General features: G+C 73.6%; 13 protein-coding genes. 2 read left to right on the forward strand and 11 right to left on the reverse strand.

From position 1 onward, the window contains the following. Nucleotides 1-9: 9 nt before the first annotated feature. The 10 genes from AB5J73_RS38045 to AB5J73_RS38090 form a co-directional block, all read right to left on the reverse strand. Entirely contained in the window at nt 10-408 is a 399-nt protein-coding gene (locus tag AB5J73_RS38045) for an ATP-binding protein (protein WP_370963649.1), read from the reverse strand. Between the two features lie 72 nt (nt 409-480). Beyond that, nucleotides 481-1125, reverse strand: coding sequence for a response regulator transcription factor (locus AB5J73_RS38050; protein WP_370963650.1), 645 nt, complete (start codon nt 1123-1125; stop codon nt 481-483). 68 nt (nt 1126-1193) lie between these two features. Then, on the reverse strand, nt 1194-1658 hold the full coding sequence (locus AB5J73_RS38055) for a DUF6292 family protein (RefSeq protein ID WP_370973453.1): 465 nt from the start codon (nt 1656-1658) through the stop codon (nt 1194-1196). Nucleotides 1659-1714: 56 nt separating this feature from the next. Further along, complete coding sequence (locus AB5J73_RS38060; RefSeq protein ID WP_370963651.1) at nt 1715-2422, reverse strand: RraA family protein; 708 nt, start codon at nt 2420-2422, stop codon at nt 1715-1717. Nucleotides 2423-2435: 13 nt separating this feature from the next. After that, nucleotides 2436-2774, reverse strand: coding sequence for a divalent-cation tolerance protein CutA (cutA, locus tag AB5J73_RS38065; protein WP_370963652.1), 339 nt, complete (start codon nt 2772-2774; stop codon nt 2436-2438). 9 nt (nt 2775-2783) lie between these two features. Beyond that, nucleotides 2784-3944: an MFS transporter gene (locus AB5J73_RS38070; protein WP_370963653.1), complete on the reverse strand. Its 1161-nt coding sequence runs from the start codon at nt 3942-3944 to the stop codon at nt 2784-2786. 483 nt (nt 3945-4427) lie between these two features. Further along, a complete protein-coding gene (locus AB5J73_RS38075) occupies nt 4428-6005 on the reverse strand; it encodes an Hsp70 family protein (RefSeq protein WP_370963654.1) in 1578 nt (525 codons plus the stop codon). Nucleotide 6006: 1 nt separating this feature from the next. After that, nucleotides 6007-7212, reverse strand: coding sequence for a hypothetical protein (locus AB5J73_RS38080; protein WP_370963655.1), 1206 nt, complete (start codon nt 7210-7212; stop codon nt 6007-6009). Then, on the reverse strand, nt 7209-8684 hold the full coding sequence (locus AB5J73_RS38085; protein ID WP_370963656.1) for a dynamin family protein: 1476 nt from the start codon (nt 8682-8684) through the stop codon (nt 7209-7211). The genes AB5J73_RS38080 and AB5J73_RS38085 overlap by 4 nt, the downstream gene beginning before the upstream one ends. Beyond that, the gene (locus tag AB5J73_RS38090) at nt 8681-10519 is read right to left on the reverse strand and encodes a dynamin family protein (protein WP_370963657.1); all 1839 of its coding nucleotides are present in this window, start codon (nt 10517-10519) and stop codon (nt 8681-8683) included. Before AB5J73_RS38090 ends, AB5J73_RS38085 begins: the two co-directional genes overlap by 4 nt. Before the next feature lie 31 nt (nt 10520-10550). On the opposite strand from AB5J73_RS38090, the gene AB5J73_RS38095 reads away from it, so the two are divergent. After that, a complete protein-coding gene (locus AB5J73_RS38095; protein WP_370963658.1) occupies nt 10551-11795 on the forward strand; it encodes a hypothetical protein in 1245 nt (414 codons plus the stop codon). Between the two features lie 139 nt (nt 11796-11934). On the opposite strand, the gene AB5J73_RS38100 is transcribed toward AB5J73_RS38095, so the two are convergent. Continuing rightward, on the reverse strand, nt 11935-14511 hold the full coding sequence (locus tag AB5J73_RS38100) for an AAA family ATPase (RefSeq protein ID WP_370963659.1): 2577 nt from the start codon (nt 14509-14511) through the stop codon (nt 11935-11937). Nucleotides 14512-14779: 268 nt separating this feature from the next. On the opposite strand from AB5J73_RS38100, the gene AB5J73_RS38105 reads away from it, so the two are divergent. Continuing rightward, nucleotides 14780-16177: a hypothetical protein gene (locus tag AB5J73_RS38105; RefSeq protein ID WP_370963660.1), complete on the forward strand. Its 1398-nt coding sequence runs from the start codon at nt 14780-14782 to the stop codon at nt 16175-16177. Nucleotide 16178: the final 1 nt, after the last annotated feature.

Here is a 16178-nt window from a genome sequence, read left to right on the forward strand (position 1 = left end):
CCCGGCCGCTCACCCGGCGAGTTCGGCCGAAGTCGCTGGCAGCGCGCACCAGACGACCTTCCCGCGGCCGTGGCGCCTGGTCCCCCACGCGGAGGAGAGGCGCTCCACCAGTGCGAGACCCCAGCCGCCGTCCGCGTCGGCGGGCCGCCGCACGGGCAGCGCCGGATCGTCGTCGAACACCTCGATGCGGATCTGCCCGCCGGTCACCACCAGCCGCAGCACCGGGCGGCCGCGACCGTGGCGCAGCGCGTTGGTCACGAGCTCGGTGACGAGCAGCTGCGCGTCGTCGGCCACGGCGCTGTTCGCCCACGCGCGCAGCGTCAGCCGCGTGAACCGGCGCACGAGGGCCAGTCCGCCCGCCAAGCCGGGCAGGGCGCACTCCGCGGTGAGCGGGGCCTGGGTGTCCACGCCGTCCAGCCTCGCCGACGGCGCGGTGCCGCACGAGATGCAACCGCCCGGCCGTGGACTGGTGCACCTGCATCAGCCGATGAGGCCCTCCCGCCGGGCCACGGCGACGGCTTCGAGCTTCGAGCGCGCGCCGAGCTTCTCCAGCACGCGCTGCACATGGTTGCGGGTGGTGTTGCGCGACACGCCCAGCCGCAGGGCGATCTCGTCGGTGGTCGCGCCTTCGCCCAGCAGGTCGAGGGTCTGGCGTTCCCGGGCGGTCAGCGCCGTGCCGACCGCGGGAACGCGGCCGGTGAGCCGGTCGAAGACGCCGGGCAGCAGTTCCGGCTCGAAGACCACACCGCCGGCGGCCACGTCACGGACGGCGGACTCCAGCACGCCCAGCTGCGACGACTTGAACAGCAGCCCGGCACCGCCCGCCTTCGCCACCTGCGCGGCGATCGCCGGGGTCGCGTCGCCGGTCAGCACCAGCACGCGGGCGCCGCCGGCCGAGAGGTCCGCGATGACGCCCAGCGCGTCGCCGTCGGAGAGCCGCCGGTCCAGCAGCACGACGTCCGGGTGGTGCTCGCGCGCGTCGGCGAGCGCCTCCGCCCGGGAGCGCGCGCGGGCGACCACGGTGATCCCGTCGGCGCGGTCGAGGGCCAGCTGCAACGCCTCGGCCACCATGTCGTGGTCCTCCACCAGGAGGACGCGGACGGGGTGGGGCTCATCGGCGGTCACGGGCTTCCTTCGGGGGAACGGGGCGCGGCCCGCTCATCCTAAGTGCCCGGCGGACTCCCGTCCTGCGATCACCAGGCCGTGGAGCTCGGCCGGAGCAAGCCCTCCGGGCCGGTGACCGGCAGCCGGTCGACCAGGTCTTCGTGGTGACCCGGCTGCCGGAACACTGGCGGCGGGAACGTGCCGGCGGGCGGCCCGGTGCACCGCAGCGCGTCGACGAACCCGGCGACCGCACGCGGGGGTGGCACGACTTCGGCGCCGCCGAGGTAGCCGAGGACCTCGGCCGCGCCGCCGCTCTCGGGTTCGACCTCCGCCGACCAGCCGTGCACCTCGTCCCAGATCAGGGCCAGGTCGTGCGCGGGCAGGTCCGGGAGCGTGCGGTCGAGCGCCACGTACCCGGAGCTGGGCACGTCGAGGTCGAGCGAACACGACTCGAACCCGACGCCGACCGCGCGGGCTACCCGGGCCAGGTAGGCCCGCAGCCCGCGGGCGAAGTGGTATTCGATGTCCTTGCCGAAGCCGATGAGCGCGTTCATGGTCCCGCCTTCCCGGCGCGGGATACCCCGCCGGGTGAACGACCACACTTTCGTGGTCATTCTTCGATGGCACCGCCGACGGCCCGCAGGTGCGCCCGGAACGTCAGGCCGGGGTCCGCTTCCCGCGCGGCGAGGAACTCCGCGAAGCGCACCTGTTGCCGCAGCGGCTCGCCGTCGCGGATCCGGTCGGCCTGGCGGCGCTCGGTGTCGCGGATCCCCTCGGCGAGCGCGAACAGCTCCCCGGCGCGGGTGAGCGGGACGAAGAGGACGCCGTCGTCGTCGCCCAGCACGAGGTCCGACGGCCCGATCCGCCAGGTGCCGACGACCGCTTCGGCCAGGCCGCCGTCGACGCGGGGGCCGACGGTGAGCGGGCCGGTCGGGAGGGAGCCGAGGCTGAACACCGGGAGCCCGATGGCCCGGATGTCCGCGGTGTCGCGGTGCAGGCCCCAGATCAGCACCCCGGAGAGCCCGGCGGCGCGCGCCTCCAGCACCACGAGGTCCCCGACGCAGGCTTCGTCGAGGCGGCCGCCGTTGTCCACGACCAGCACCCCACCGCCGGCCGCGGTTTCGAAGGCTTCCAGGAAGACATCGACGCTGCCGACGTGCCGGGCCGGGACCGCCGGCCCGAACAGGCGGTCACCGGGCACCACCGAGCGCGTCGGCGCCGGGGCGCAGCGCACCGGCAGCCCGGCCCGGATGCACGCGTCGGCGAGGTGGGCGGTGGTCAGCGCCGTGAAACGCTGCCTGAGTCCTTCGAGCTCCATTCCCTGACCTTAGTCAGGAAACAGGGTCCTGGCCACGGGTTTCGGCGGTCAGCCAGGCGAGGTACCCGGCGCTGCCGCCGACGATCGGCGTGGCGATCACCTCCGGCAGGTCGTAGCCGTGCAGCTGCCGAAGGCGCTCGGTCAGCGCCGGCACGCGGTCGGCGGTCGTCTTGATTTCGACGCGCCACTCCTGATCGGTCTGCACCTCGCCCTCCCACCGGTAGACGCTGGTGATCGGGCCGACGACCTGGGCGCAGGCCCCCAGCCGTCCCGCCACCGCCTGCACGGCGAGCTCCCGCGCCGCCGCTTCCGAGTCCGTCGTGGACGTCACGATCACGTGCTCCGCCGCCATGCCGCGAGGTTACCGGCGCAGGCGGTGCATCGCGGCGGCGCCGAGCGCGGGCCCGATCGCGAGCACGGGTACGGCGGCGCGCCAGCCGGCGGCGTCGGCCAGGAGCGGCAGCAGCTGGATGGTCGTGGCGCTGAGCAGGAACCCGAACGCCGTCATCGCGGTGAGCGCGGTGCCGACGTACCGCGGGTCGGCGGTTTCGGCGAGCGCGGCGGAGAACTGCCCCGAGTCCGCGATCACGGCGACGCCCCAGACCAGAAGCACGGGCAGCAGGAGGACGGTGCCGGAAACCGCGTAGGACAGCACGGCGCACCCCGCGCTGACGAGCATGGCCACCATCGCGACGACGGCCCGCCCGCAGCGGTCCGAGAGCGCGCCGCCCAGCAGGCACCCGGCGGCCCCGCAGACCCCGATGACGGCGAAGGCGGTCACCCCGCCCGGCCCACCGGTCGCGGCGAGGTAGGCGGGCAGCCAGGCCCACAGGGCGTAGAGCTCCCACATGTGCCCGAAGTAGCCGAGGCACACCAGCCGCTGCCGCCGGTCGGCCACCATCCGCACCAGGTACCGCGGCTCCCACGGCGGCGAAGGCGCCCGATCCGGGCCTTCGCGGACGAAGAGCGTCGACACCGCGGCGCCGACGGTCGCGAGCACGGCGGCGCAGAGCAGGACAGCCCGCCAGTCGAGCGGCGCCAGGAGCGTGGGCACGGCGGACCCGACGGTGAGGGCCGCGAGCAGCGTGCCCAGCGCGATGCCGCGCCGCCGCGGGAACCACGACACGACGACCTTCATCCCGACCGGGTAGACACCGGCGAGGGCGAAGCCGGTGGCGAACCGCAGGGGGACGACGAGCCCACGCACGTGCGCACACCACGGCAGCGCGGCGGTGCAGAGGGCGGCGAGCAGCGCACCGGCCGCGATGAGCGTCCGCGGCCGGATCCGGTCGGCGAGGTTGAAGGCGGCCGAAACCACCGCCCCGCAGGCGAAGCCGACCTGCACGGCGGCGGCCAGGAGGATCGCGTGCTCGCGGGAGAGCCCCCATTCGGCCCGCAGCGCGGGAACGACGGCGGAGGCGGAGAACCAGACGCTCATGGCACACACCTGCACGACGGCGAGCAAGGCGAGCTGCCGGGCGCCGGTGGTGGGCCGCGCCGGTGCGGACCGGAGGGAGATCACCCGCTCTACTTGCGGGTGGGGCACGCTCCTGGTCAACGGCGGGATGCGGGGCTTCACTCCATGGGCTGGAAAATCTCTCACATACTGGGCGGGTGGCGGGTGTCCGCGCGGGGTGGCTGGGCCGCACTGGGATGGCTGGGCCGCGGCGGGGCGGCGGACGATACCGCCGGCTGGCTGCAAGGGCTGGGCAGCCAGGGCGGCGGCCGGCCCGCCCGGCCAGGTCGCCGCGAGCGAGTCTTCGGCGGCGAGTCGCGGGCCAAGCCGCAGAGCCGGGCCCCTGGGCCAGGTCGCCGACGGCGCGCTCGGGCCAGCCCGCCCGCGGCGGATCGCAAGCAAGGCAGCCGGGCAGGCTTCAGCGCCGTAGCGCCAATGGAGGGTCGCCGGGCAGGCCGCGAGTCGGGTCGCCATAGCCGGACCCGTCGGATCGAACCGCCGGGTCGCCGCTTGGCCGACTCGCCATCAGTCGCCGCCGGGATCGCGCGGTCAGGTTGTCGGAGTTGTCGTCGTTGTCGGCGTAGTGGTCGTCGTCGGCGTGGTCGTCTTCGTCGGGGTCGTCGTCTTCGGTGCCGTCTTGCGGTGCGTCGTGACCGGTGCGTTCGTGCGCGGCGGGACCACCGTCGCGTGCGTCGTCTGCGGTGTCTCCGGTGGGGGCAGCGTCACCAGCGTCGGCGTCTCGCTCGCCGAACTCGTCGCCGGTGGGGTGTTGCCCGATGGGCTGCCGCCCGCGTTGCTGACCGCCACCGCCACCCCGCCGATCGCCACGACCGCCACCGCGCACAGGCCCACCACCACGCCGCGGCGGGAGGCACGGCGGCCTGGGCCTTCCGGCTTCGGGCGGCCGAGGGACGGCGGTGGGGCTCCCGCGCCGAACTCGGGTGTCGCCATCGTGCGGGTCTCCTCGCGCGGTGGCGGCAAGCGCGGCTCCCCGCGTGGCGACGGCACCCGCGGGATCTCGGGCGGCGGGCCGGCCGGGCGGGCCTCCGTCGCCTGCACCAGGCCGGAGCGGCCCGAGGCGAGTGCCGCCGCACCCAGGGCGACGCCGTACTTCGGGTGGATGTCGACCGCCGTCGGGCGGCCGAGCTCGGCCGAAACCAGCTGGGAGACCAGCGGGATCCGGGACGAGCCGCCGACCAGGAGGACCGCGCCGAGGTCGGCCGGGCGCAGGTTCGCCGAACGCAGCGCGCGGTGCAGTGACCCGAGCGTCGCCGCGATCGACGGGCGGATCATCTCCTCGAACTCGCCGCGGGTCAGCCGCACCTCGGTCTGCACCGACGGCAGCAGCACCGGGACCGCCACCTCGGTGTCCGCCGACAGGGCCTCCTTCGCCAGCACGCATTCCTGGCGCAGCCGCACGACCGCCGCCACCGCGCCCGGGTCGTCCGGGTCGATCTGCGACAGCTTCCCGTCCAGCGCCCGGTCGACGTGCCCGAACACGGCCTCGTCGAAGTCGACCCCGCCCAGGCCCTCGATGCCCTCGGGCGACCCGAGGATCTCGAAGCCGCCGTTGCGCTTCCGGAGCACGGTCGCGTCGAACGTGCCGCCGCCGAGGTCGTACACCGCGACGACGGCGCCCTCGTCGAGCCGCTCCTGGGCCGCGTAGTGCGCCGCCGCGGCTTCGGGCTCGGTGATCAGGCCGACGCGGTCGATCCCGGTCAGCTTCGGCACCTGCTCGAACAGCTCCCGCTTGTACGGTCCCCAGTTCGCCGGGTGGGTCAGCGTGATCCGGTCCGGCCGGCCGCCCTGCTGCCCGGCGACCGTCCGGACCACGTACCCGAGGAGGTGGGCCATCAGCGACGCCACCGAGTGCGGCGCGCCGCCGAGCAGCACCGGCGTCGGATCGCCGAGGCGCCGCTTGAACTCCCGCGTCACGCGGTCGGGTTCGACGGCCGCCCGCCGGCTCGCCGCGTCCCCGACCAGCACGCTGCCGTCGGGCCGCAGCAGCACCACCGACGGGATGGCCGCCGTGCGGTCGCCGAGCGACACCATTTCGACGTGGCCGGCGCGGTCGACGGCGGCGGCCGTGAAGGTCGTGCCGAGGTCGATGCCCAGTCCGTAGCCCATGTCAGCCTCCGCCGCCGGTGTGCGCGTGGTCGAAAATCGGGTGTTCCGCGGGAACCGGCTCCGGTTCCGCCAGGTGGTCTTCGTGCGGGTGGTCCTCGGGCGGGTCCGCCGGGGGCGGGTCGGGCGGCTCCGGGGGCGGGTCTTCCGGCACGTGGTCGGCGACCGGAACGGGGTCCGGCACGGGGTGGCGCGGCGGCTCGAACGGGTGCTCCCGCTCCACCGGATGCGGCCGGTTCCCGGTGACCTCGCCGGCGTCGTGGTGCGCCGGTTCGCGTTCGGTCGCGAAGCTGTGCCGCGGGGCCGGGTGCTCGGTGAGCGACGCCGACGCCGCCAGGGTCGTCTCCACGGCCATCGGCGCGGTGTCCACTGTGGATGGTGTCCGGCCGAACGTGACGACCGGCGGTGCCGGTGGCCCGGGCAGCGTCGGCGCCGGGGCGGTGACCTGCGCGGTCACCGTCGCGCCGCGGCCCTTGTCCGCGATCACCTCGGTCTGGTGGATGGTCGGCCCGGCCGGCTCGCCGAACGGGTCGTCGGCCCGCGCCTGCTCGTCCACGGTGACCTCGACGTCGATCCCGGGCGGCCCGGACTCGGCCTCGTCGAGGACGACCGTCTCCTCCTGGAAGATCTCGATGTCGCCGTGCCCGGGCGCGTCGGGGGTGAGCTCGTAGGTCAGCGAACCCTGGTGCTCCACGGTGATCGTGCCGTCCGGGTTCTCGTGGATGACGACATCGGCGTCCTGCACGATGTCGATGTCCGTGTCGCCGGGCGTCCCGTCGCCGGGTACGACGAGGTGCTGGTGGTCGGTGTAGACCTCGTCGCGGCCGTTGTTGTGCACCACGAACCGTTCGGTGGCGTCGATGATGAAGTTGCCGAACTCGTCTTCGCGGACCTCGATCTGCTCGAACTCCTCGACGGTGGGCAGATCCTTCAGCGGCAGTCCGTCCGCGGTCTCCGGGTGCCAGACGGTGCCGGTCTGCGCTTCCACGTGACCGTCTTCGCCGCGGGTGACCGTGCTGGTCTCCACCTCGGGGACGTACTCGTGCTCGGGCACGTCGTGCGCGGTCTCCGCGGCGGCCGGCTCCGGTTGCGGGGGCGGCGGGGTGGGGGTCGCGCCCGGGGTGAGCGCGTTGCCGACCACTTCCGACGCGACCGCGCCGGCGGCGGCCGTGACGGCCTTCCGGATCTTCCCCTTCGGCTGGTCGGTCACGACAGGACCTCCGCCCTGGCTTCGCTGAGCAGGATTCCTTCGCAGGTGCGCACCAGCACGCGCGCCGCGTCGCGGACGTCGCGCGGGGACGCCGGGTGCTCGGCGCGCCGCTGCCACCTCAGCAGCTGCGCGCCGAGCGCCTGCCGGACCGCGGCGCGGCCCGCGTTCCCCGGCAGGCCCAGCCGGCTCGGCACGTCCACCCCGGTCGCGCCGAGCAGCCGTTCCGCGTCGCGGGCCTCGTCGGTGGTGAACAGCACGACGCCGAGCCGGATCGAGTCGATCAGCTGGATCTCGGCGAACTCGTGCGCCCCGGCGACGATCCGCTCCCATTCGTGCAGCAGGCCGCCGGTGCGGTCCGGGTAGGCGCGCAGCACCAGTTCCGCCGCCTGCAGCGCCGAGCGCGCCTTGAGCACGTCGGCCCGCGCGGCGAACTGCGTGGTCAGGAGCGACCGGAGGCGGTGCAGGCCGCTGCGCGCCAGCAGCTCGCCCGACAGCGCCCGCGCGCCCGTCACCAGCTCGCCGCGGACCAGCTCGATCGCCAGCCGCACGCCGAAGAGGCCGTAGCGGGCCAGCAGCTCGGCGCGTTCCGCCGCCGGGACGTCCACTTCGGACTCGCCGGTGGCGAACCGGTCCGCTGACGTCAGCAGCCGCGCCACTTCGGCCTCCGGCGCGGCCGCGAGCCGCCGGAACGCGCGGAACTCCGACTCCTTGAGCGACGCCGCGGAGCTGGCCAGCAGGCCGGCCACCGGGACCACGGTCTGGCAGAGCCCGCGGACCCGCGGGTCCCGGGCGTAGCGGCCGGCGATCTTCACCGCCGAATCGAGCGCGTCCGCCCGGGCGTGCCCGACCTCGTCGGCCTTCGCCAGCACGCCGATGGTGTTCACCGGGCGCCGCTGCGCCGGGTCGTCGTGGAAGGCGTCCAGGAACCGGACGTCGTCGCCGTGCACGTGCCGCATCAGGTACACCACGGCGTCCGCGGTGCCCACGCCGTCGCCCTCGGGGACGAGCGCCGCTTCGGTGCGCCCGGAGACCTCGGCCCGCGCCGACCCCAGTCCGGGCGTGTCGATCAGCGTCATCGCGCGCAGGGCGGGCGACGGCCAGTCGACGACGAGCCGGTCGACGTCATCGGGCGCCATGCCGAGTTCGAGGCCGAGGGTGCCGGACAACCGGCCGAAGGGCAGCTGGCGGGGCATCCCGCGGACCGGGTGCAGCATGATCCGGTAGGTCGGGCCGTTGCGGTACCAGGTGACGACCCGGGTGCACTCCCCCGCGTCGGTTGCCGCGAGCTCCTGGCCGACGAGCGCGTTGAGCAGCGTGGACTTCCCGGCCTTGACGCGCCCGGCGATCGCGACGCGCAGCGGCTCGGCGAGCCGGCCGGCGATCTGCCGCAGCTGCGGCTCGGCGGGCGTGCCCGCGTAGCCGGCGCACGCGCGGGCGACGAACCCGCGGACCTGGAGGTGGAGCGGGGTCATCGGGCCACCGCCTTGGGCTTGGGCGCGCTGCGGAAGGTGAGCTCGTCGGCGCGGCGGCCGAGCACCTCGAGGGCTTCGATGTCGGCTTCGAGCCGTTTGAGCTCGGCCGCCTCGGCGTCGTCGGCGACGACCGCCTTCTTCGCGTTGGCGAGACCTTCGGTGAGGGACCGCTGGAGTTCTTCGACGCGCGCGCTGTAGGCGTCGCGGAGCTCTCGTTGGACGGTCCGCATCGCGTCGCGGGAGTCCTTGCCGACCTGGAGGTTGAACTCGTCGACGAACCGGCGCACCGCGGTCTTGGCCAGGCCGCGGCGTTTTTCCAGCTGCCGCTTGCGTTCGTCGAGGAAACCCGAGCGGCCCATGAGCAGGCCGGCGGCGACCCCGAACGGCGTCGGGATGGCCAGCGCGGCCATCTTGGTGAGCATGGAGAACATCAGGAACCCGCTGTAGGCCTTCTGGAACGCCGCCATGCCGGTGGTGCCGCGGGTCTTGACGCCGGTGAAGGAGGCGTCGATGTCGATCTCCTCGACGACCCGCACCGGAGCCTGGACCTCCCGCGGCAGCACGGCCTGGGACTCGGCGAGCTCGAAGTGGTCGGCGACCCGCCCGGCCAGCACCCTGGCCTGCTTGACGAACGTCGTGTAGTTCTCGAGCGTCTCGTTCGCCAGGCGCTGCCGCAGCCACTTCTCGAACTCGGCCCAGTTCTTGGCCGGGTCACCGTCTTCGATGGCCTCTTCGGCCTCGTGCAGCACGCCGCGGGAGCGGGCGCGCAGGTCGTAGTCCACATCGGACGAAATGTCGGCGAAGCCGTCGAAGAGGAGCTGCTGCCACTTGGCGGACTGGCTGCGCAGCGCGTCGACGCGGTCGTTGACGCGCCCGAGCTCCGCGACGAGCGCGGCGGACTGCTCGGGGTGGGCGAGCGCGGTGCGGCGGGCGCGCAGGCCGGCGTGCAGCTGCCCGACCGCGGACCCGACGTGCAGGCCGACGGCGTTGAGCGCGGATCGCTCGGCGTCCCCGACCACGCCCTGCAGGCACTTGACCAGCTCCGGGAAGCCGGACTCGACGTTCATCCCCTGGTCGGCCGAGCGGGCCGCGATGGTGCGCAGCTCCGAGGACACGGCGACGGTGTCGATGCCGATGCCGCACGCTTCGAGGTGGCCGGCGTTGAGCTCGAGGATGCGCCGCCACTGCGGGTAGAGGTCGATCTTGGTGAGGACGAAGAAGACGCTCGGGCAGAGTTCTTTCACCGTCCGGAGGAACCGCAGCTCGGCGCCGGTGAGTTCCTGGGAAGCGTCCGAGAGGAACAGGACGGCGTGCGCCCGCGGGAGCGAGCTCACGGTGACGGCGTTGTGCAGCGAGCCGAGCCCGCCGACGCCGGGGGTGTCGACCAGCACCAGCCCACCGGACAGCAGCTGGCGGCTGATCGACGCGGTGACGGTTTTGAGCTTGCGGACGTTGCCCGGGTTCCCCGCCTCGCTCACGTGGGATGGGAGGTCTTCGAGGGAGATCCGCTCGGTCCACGGCGGCGACGACGGGTCGGCAGGTTCGTAGGTCGCCAGAGCCCCGGACTCCGGCGCGTAGCGGACGACGGTCGGCACCGCGGTCGCGATGTCGTCGTCGACCGGGCAGATCTTGGCGGTCAGCAGTGCGTTGATGAGCGAACTCTTGCCCTGCTTGAACTCCCCGACGACGTAGACGGTGACGTCCGGTTCGGACAGCAGGCGCCGGGCGTCGGTGAGGCGCTGGACGAGATCGTCCCGCCCGTAGGCCTTCGCCCCCTTGACCGCGAGGTCGAGGGTGTCGAGGGCGACGCGCCCCCCGCCACTCGGCTCCTGCATGACCGCTCCTCGTTCTTACGCCGGCTCAGTAGTGGTCGACGTCGTGGTGGTGGTCGGCGTGGTGGTCGTGGTCGTGCCCGCCGTGGTGGTGCTCGTGTTCGTGGCCGTGGTGCTCGTGGCCGTGGTGCTCGGTGGCGGCCTGCTCGTTGAACTGGTTGCCGCCGTGGTGGCCCTGGGCCTGCTCGTTCTGGAAGATGTTGCCGTGGCCGCCCGTGGAGGCCTGCTCGTTGAACTGGTTGCCGCCATGGCCGCCGGAACCCTGCTCGTTCTGGAAGATGTTGCCGTGACCGCCCGTGGAGGCCTGCTCGTTGAACTGGTTGCCGCCATGGCCGCCGGAACCCTGCTCGTTCTGGAAGATGCTTCCCGAGCCACCCGTCGACGCCTGCTCGTTGAACTGGTTCCCCCCGTGACCACCGGAACCCTGCTCGTTCTGGAAGATGTCGCCGGAGCCGCCGCCGGTCGAGGCCTGCTCGTTGAACTGGTTCCCACCGTGACCACCGGAACCCTGCTCGTTCTGGAAGATGTCGCCGGAGCCGCCGCCGGTCGAGGCCTGCTCGTTGAACTGGTTCCCACCGTGACCACCGGAACCCTGCTCGTTCTGGAAGATGTCGCCGGAGCCGCCGCCGGTCGAGGCCTGCTCGTTGAACTGGTTCCCACCGTGGCCACCCGAGCCCTGCTCGTTCTGGAAGATGTTGCCTACGCCGCCCGTGGAGGCCTGCTCGTTGAACTGGTTGCCGCCGTGGCCACCGGCACCCTGCTCGTTCTGGAACACGTCACCGTGGTGGCCGGCCGACGCCTGCTCGTTGAACTGGTTGCCGCCGCGGCCGGAGCCTTGCTCGTTCTGGAAGATGTCGCCGCCGCGCCCACCCGTCGAAGCCTGCTCGTTGAACTGGTTCCCCCCGGCACCACCCGAACCCTGCTCGTTCTGGAAGATGTCCCCACGGCCGCCTGTGGAAGCCTGCTCGTTGAACTGGTTCCCCCCGGCACCCCCGGAACCCTGCTCGTTCTGGAAGATGTCGCCGCCGCGGCCACCCGTCGAAGCCTGCTCGTTGAACTGGTTCCCCCCGGCACCACCCGAACCCTGCTCGTTCTGGAAGATGTCCCCACGGCCGCCTGTGGAAGCCTGCTCGTTGAACTGGTTCCCCCCGGCACCCCCGGAACCCTGCTCGTTCTGGAAGATGTCGCCGCCGCGGCCACCCGTCGAAGCCTGCTCGTTGAACTGGTTCCCCCCGGCACCCCCGGAACCCTGCTCGTTCTGGAAAACGTCGCCCGATGAAGTCGTCATCGTGTGCACTCCTGACATTCGGATCGGTGAAGCCCGTGCCCCTCCGTTGTCCTCAAGTCTTGGGCCGACAACCCCCGCCGTCATGAGTAGCTGCCTACTCGGCTTCGCCGGGCGCACCACCGCCGACTACCTACGGGCCGTCGGCCGCGCTACTCCCCACCTCCGGCTGCCCCACCACCGAAGCGAGTTCCCGCCGCCCCGAGATACCCAGCTTCGCGTAGACGCCGTGCAGCACGTTGTCGACCGTGCGCACCGAAACCACCAGCCGGTCCGCCACGGCGCGGCTCGTCAGGCCCGTCGCCACCAGGCGGGCGATCTCCAGCTCGCGGACCGTCAGGTCGAGCGGGGTGTCCAGCAGCGCCAGCGCCGGCGTCGCGGCGTCCGGGCAGGACGCCAGCCACGACTGGGCCCGCTGGGCCGAACCGACCGCGCTCCCCAGCTTCCCCGCCGCGCGGTGGGCCCGGGCCGCCTCCGCAGCGACCTCCGCGGCGAGCAAGCGCGCCCCGAGGCCGGCGAACGCCGTCGCGACCTCGTCCAGTGCCACCGCGTCCCCCGAGGACAGTGCCCGCGCGTGCGCCGCGTACACCGTCACCAGTGGCCCGTCCAGGTCCGACGAGAACTCGAGGACGCCGAAGCGGACCAGGTCGTGGCGGATCTCGGCCGCGATCGCCGTCCGGCCCGCCGACTCCGCCGCCGACGCCGCTTCCGAGGCCAGCGACGCCGCGCGCGTCAGCTCGCCGCGGGCCGCGCACGCCCAGGCCGTGGCCCACGAGCCGAGCGGGCCGGGCAGGTCGGCCGCCGGGGGCTGCCCGGTCATCGCGCACGCCCGGGCCAGCGCGCCCAAGACCGCCGGGCGGAACTCGTGCGGCTGGTCGTGTCCCTCCACCGCCAAGGCTTCGCGCAGCCGGCGGATCGCCGCCCGCACGTTCCCGTACGCCAGCGCGACCGTGCCGAGGGACGCCGCAGCGGCCGCCAGTGCCGGGGCCCAGCGGTCGCCGACGGCGTCCCGGTAGTCGTCGCCCGCCAGGTCTTCGGCCTCCTCCAGGCGGCCGGCCCGGCACAGCGCCACCACCCGCGCGTGCTCCAGCCGGACCCGCGCGCCCGGCACGGACGCGTCCGACGCTGTGATCGCCAGCCCCTCCTCGACGACGGCGAGGCACGCCTCCGTGCGGCCGGACTCGGCCAGCGCCCCGGCCGCGACCACCAGCGCCCCGAGGCGCAGCACGTCGCCGCGGGTGCGGTCCAGCACCGGGCCGAGCAGGTCCAGCGCCGCCCGGCAGGCACCCTCCGCCGCGCGCAGGGCCGCACGGGCGACCACCAGTTCGTCGGCCGTGCCGGACACCGCCGTCTCGGCCGTGTCGAGCACGGACTCCGCCTCGTCGAAGCGGTTCAGGCCGAACGCCAGGTTCCGCGCCCGCGTCCCGGCGACGCGCGCGTGCTGCGCGTCGGACACCGTCTCGCCGGCGAGCTCGGCCAGCAGCGCGTCGGCGTCGGCGTGCCGCCCGCCCGCGATCCGGACCTGGGCCAGCAGGTACTTCGCGGCGAACCCGCCGCCCAGCCGGACGGCTTCCGCGGCCAGCTGCTCGGCCTGGGGGAAGTCCTTGCGCAGCAACGTCTCCGCCGCAGCGCGGACGAGCTGCGGGTCGGTCGGCAGCCCGGCGGCCAGCCGCCAGCGGACCAGCCGCGGCTTGTCCTCGGCGCGGCGCGCGCCGGTCATGTCCAGCGTCCTGGCCAGGATGCGGTAGGTGTCGCGCTGCCGCAGCGGCGACGTGCGGCGCCGGATGACCTCGGCGTAGAGCGGGTGCGCCAGGCGGACGTTCAGCCGCCGTCCGGTGCGCTCGGAAACCACGAGCCCGGCCCGCTCGGTGGAGGCGAGGACGCTCGCCGCGCCCAGCCGGACCAGCGGTTCGCTGCCGAGGGGCTCGCCGAAGGCCAGCAGTTCCAGCAGCCGCCGTTCGTCGGCGTCGACACGGTCGGTGCGGGTTTCGATCAGCTCGACCAGCCGCGGCGTCGCGACGAGGGCGCCGCTCCACCGCCACAGCCCGTCCGCGCCCGACAGCGAGCCGCTGTCGAGTCCACCCTGGACGAGCTCGCGCAGGAACAGCGGATTCCCGAGGGTCAGGTGCCACAGCCGGTGCTCGGCGCCGTCGTCCAGCCGCCCGCCCAGTGCCGCGGTGACCAGCTCGATGGTCTGCGCCCGGGACAGCTCGCCGACGTCGAGCCGCTCGGCGACGCGGTCCTTCCACATCGCGAACACCGGGTCGGGCACGCTGACCCCGTGCGGCGCGATCACGATGACGAACGCCGAAGCCGTCGCGGCCAGCTGGTGCACCAGCGTCGCGGACAGGTCGTCGAGCAGGTGCGCGTCGTCGACGCACAGCACCAGCCGCCGCCCTTCCGCGCCCCGGGTCAGGTGGCCGGCCACCTGGTTGAGCCGGTGCGCGCGGTCGGCCGTGCCGCCGGCGCTGCCCGGCAGGAGGTGGGCGAAGGCGCCGAACGGGATCGTCGACGCGGACGACATCGCGCGCACCCAGTGCGTGCGCGCCCCGCCGGCGGCCAGCTCGGCCAGCAGCACCTTGGCCAAGCGGGTCTTTCCGGCGCCGGCGCGCCCGGTCAGCAGCAGGCCGCACACCTCGGTGTCGGCCAGCGCGCGGCGCGCGAACGCCAGCTCTTGTTCACGGCCGACCAGCGGCCAGTCGTTCGCCACACCCACTGCCTCCCCGCCTGCGCACAGTCGTTCTCCGGATAATGACAACGGCGGGCCCCGCGAAGTACCGAATCCGCGCAGCGATTTGGCATAATTCGCCGAGCGGCTCGACAAACAAGACATAACGGACACTCGATCCGGTATTCCGTGAGCATTTTCCGGCCATTCTCCCGGCACCGTGATCAACCGTTTTCGCGGAATTCAAGACAACTACTCGCCGGACGGCCAGGATGGGGTCCGCCCCGTTCCCCGAAGTGAGGACCCGAGCATGATCCGCCTGCCCGCACTGGCCTTCGCCGCGCTCACCGCTTCCGCGCTGCTGACCGGGACGGCCCACGCCGCGAGCCCGCCGTTCACCGCGTCGGTGTTCCGGGCGACGCACAACAGCTATTCGGGCAACGTCGACGGCGCCAAGAACTCGATCGCCTACCAGCTCGACCACGGCGTCCGGTTCATCGAGCTCGACGTCCACGACAACGGCTACGCGACCACCCACGACTACGGGGTCGGCCACGACTCCCCCGGCAACCTCGTCGACCACAGCGGCGGCAACCCGGCGTCGAACGACCTCCGCGACTGGCTGACCGCGGTGAACACGTGGTCGGCGCAGCACCCGGCCGCCGCGCCGATCGTCGTCATGCTCGACCTCAAGGACGACCTCACCGACAACCCCTCGTTCGCGGCCGGCAACCTCACCGCCGTCAACCAGGAGCTGGAGTCGGTGTTCGGCGGCCGGCTGCTGCGCGCGCAGGACTACCCGGCCGGGCAGCCGACCGTGGACGCGCTGCGCGGGCGCGTGCTGCCGTTGCTGTCCGGGCACGCCGGGAGCCGCGCCGAGTACAAGCGGGACGTCGGCTACCACCCGGCGGTCGCGCTCAACGGGCGCGGCCAGATCGTCGAGGTGCACGACTCCGGCGGCGGCGCGCTCTGGTACTGGACCGGGACGTACGGCGCCGACGGGCGGGTCACCTGGCTGCGGCACGGCAAGTACGACAGCGGGCAGACGCCGGCGGTCGCGCTCAACGACAACGGTGACCTCGTCGAGGTGCACCAGTCGCAGAGCGCGACCACGCTCTGGTACCACGTCGGCAAGCTCGGCGCGGACGGCGAGATCACCTGGCAGGCGTCCCACCAGTACGACAACGGCGTCCAGCCGACGGTCGCGTTCACCGACGGCACGCACCTGCGGGAGATCCACCAGAGCCAGAGCAGCAGCCAGAACTGGAGCTGGAACGGCGCCCTTGCGGCCACGACCGTCGCCTGGACCGGGAACGCCAAGACGTCCGACGCGCGCTTCCCCAAGGACGTCGCCTCCAACGGCACGCCTCGGGTGCGGGTGTGGACCGGCGCCGACGGCCCGACGCCGTCGAACACGCTGCGCGCGGACACCGCGAGCGTCACCGGCGACCGGATCCGCTACCGGCAGGTCGCGTTCGACGAGTTCCAGAAGGGCGACAGCGCGGAGCTCCAGCAGGGCGCCCTGTTCTACGGCGCCCCGGCGACCGAGTCGGCGTTCATCACCTCGGCCCGGCAGTCGGGCAAGCTGGTCCGCGGCTGGGACTTCGACTCCGCGAGCCAGGCGACCACACCCTTGGCGAACTACCCGGCGACCAACCACCCGTACGACGCCTGGTACCAGTCGCTGCTGACCGGCGCCGCCGAGTAGG

Source organism: Amycolatopsis sp. cg9, from assembly GCF_041346945.1.
Classification (GTDB): domain Bacteria; phylum Actinomycetota; class Actinomycetes; order Mycobacteriales; family Pseudonocardiaceae; genus Amycolatopsis.

What these genes read in the sequence shown, in the direction of transcription:
- AB5J73_RS38055 (WP_370973453.1), bottom strand. Translation starts at nt 1,658, where the DNA reads ATGAACGCGCTCATCGGCTTCGGCAAGGACATCGAATACCACTTCGCC.
- AB5J73_RS38060 (WP_370963651.1), bottom strand. Translation starts at nt 2,422, where the DNA reads ATGGAGCTCGAAGGACTCAGGCAGCGTTTCACGGCGCTGACCACCGCC.
- cutA (WP_370963652.1), bottom strand. Translation starts at nt 2,774, where the DNA reads ATGGCGGCGGAGCACGTGATCGTGACGTCCACGACGGACTCGGAAGCG.
- AB5J73_RS38075 (WP_370963654.1), bottom strand. Translation starts at nt 6,005, where the DNA reads ATGGGCTACGGACTGGGCATCGACCTCGGCACGACCTTCACGGCCGCC.
- AB5J73_RS38085 (WP_370963656.1), bottom strand. Translation starts at nt 8,684, where the DNA reads ATGACCCCGCTCCACCTCCAGGTCCGCGGGTTCGTCGCCCGCGCGTGC.
- AB5J73_RS38090 (WP_370963657.1), bottom strand. Translation starts at nt 10,519, where the DNA reads ATGCAGGAGCCGAGTGGCGGGGGGCGCGTCGCCCTCGACACCCTCGAC.
- AB5J73_RS38105 (WP_370963660.1), top strand. Translation starts at nt 14,780, where the DNA reads ATGATCCGCCTGCCCGCACTGGCCTTCGCCGCGCTCACCGCTTCCGCG.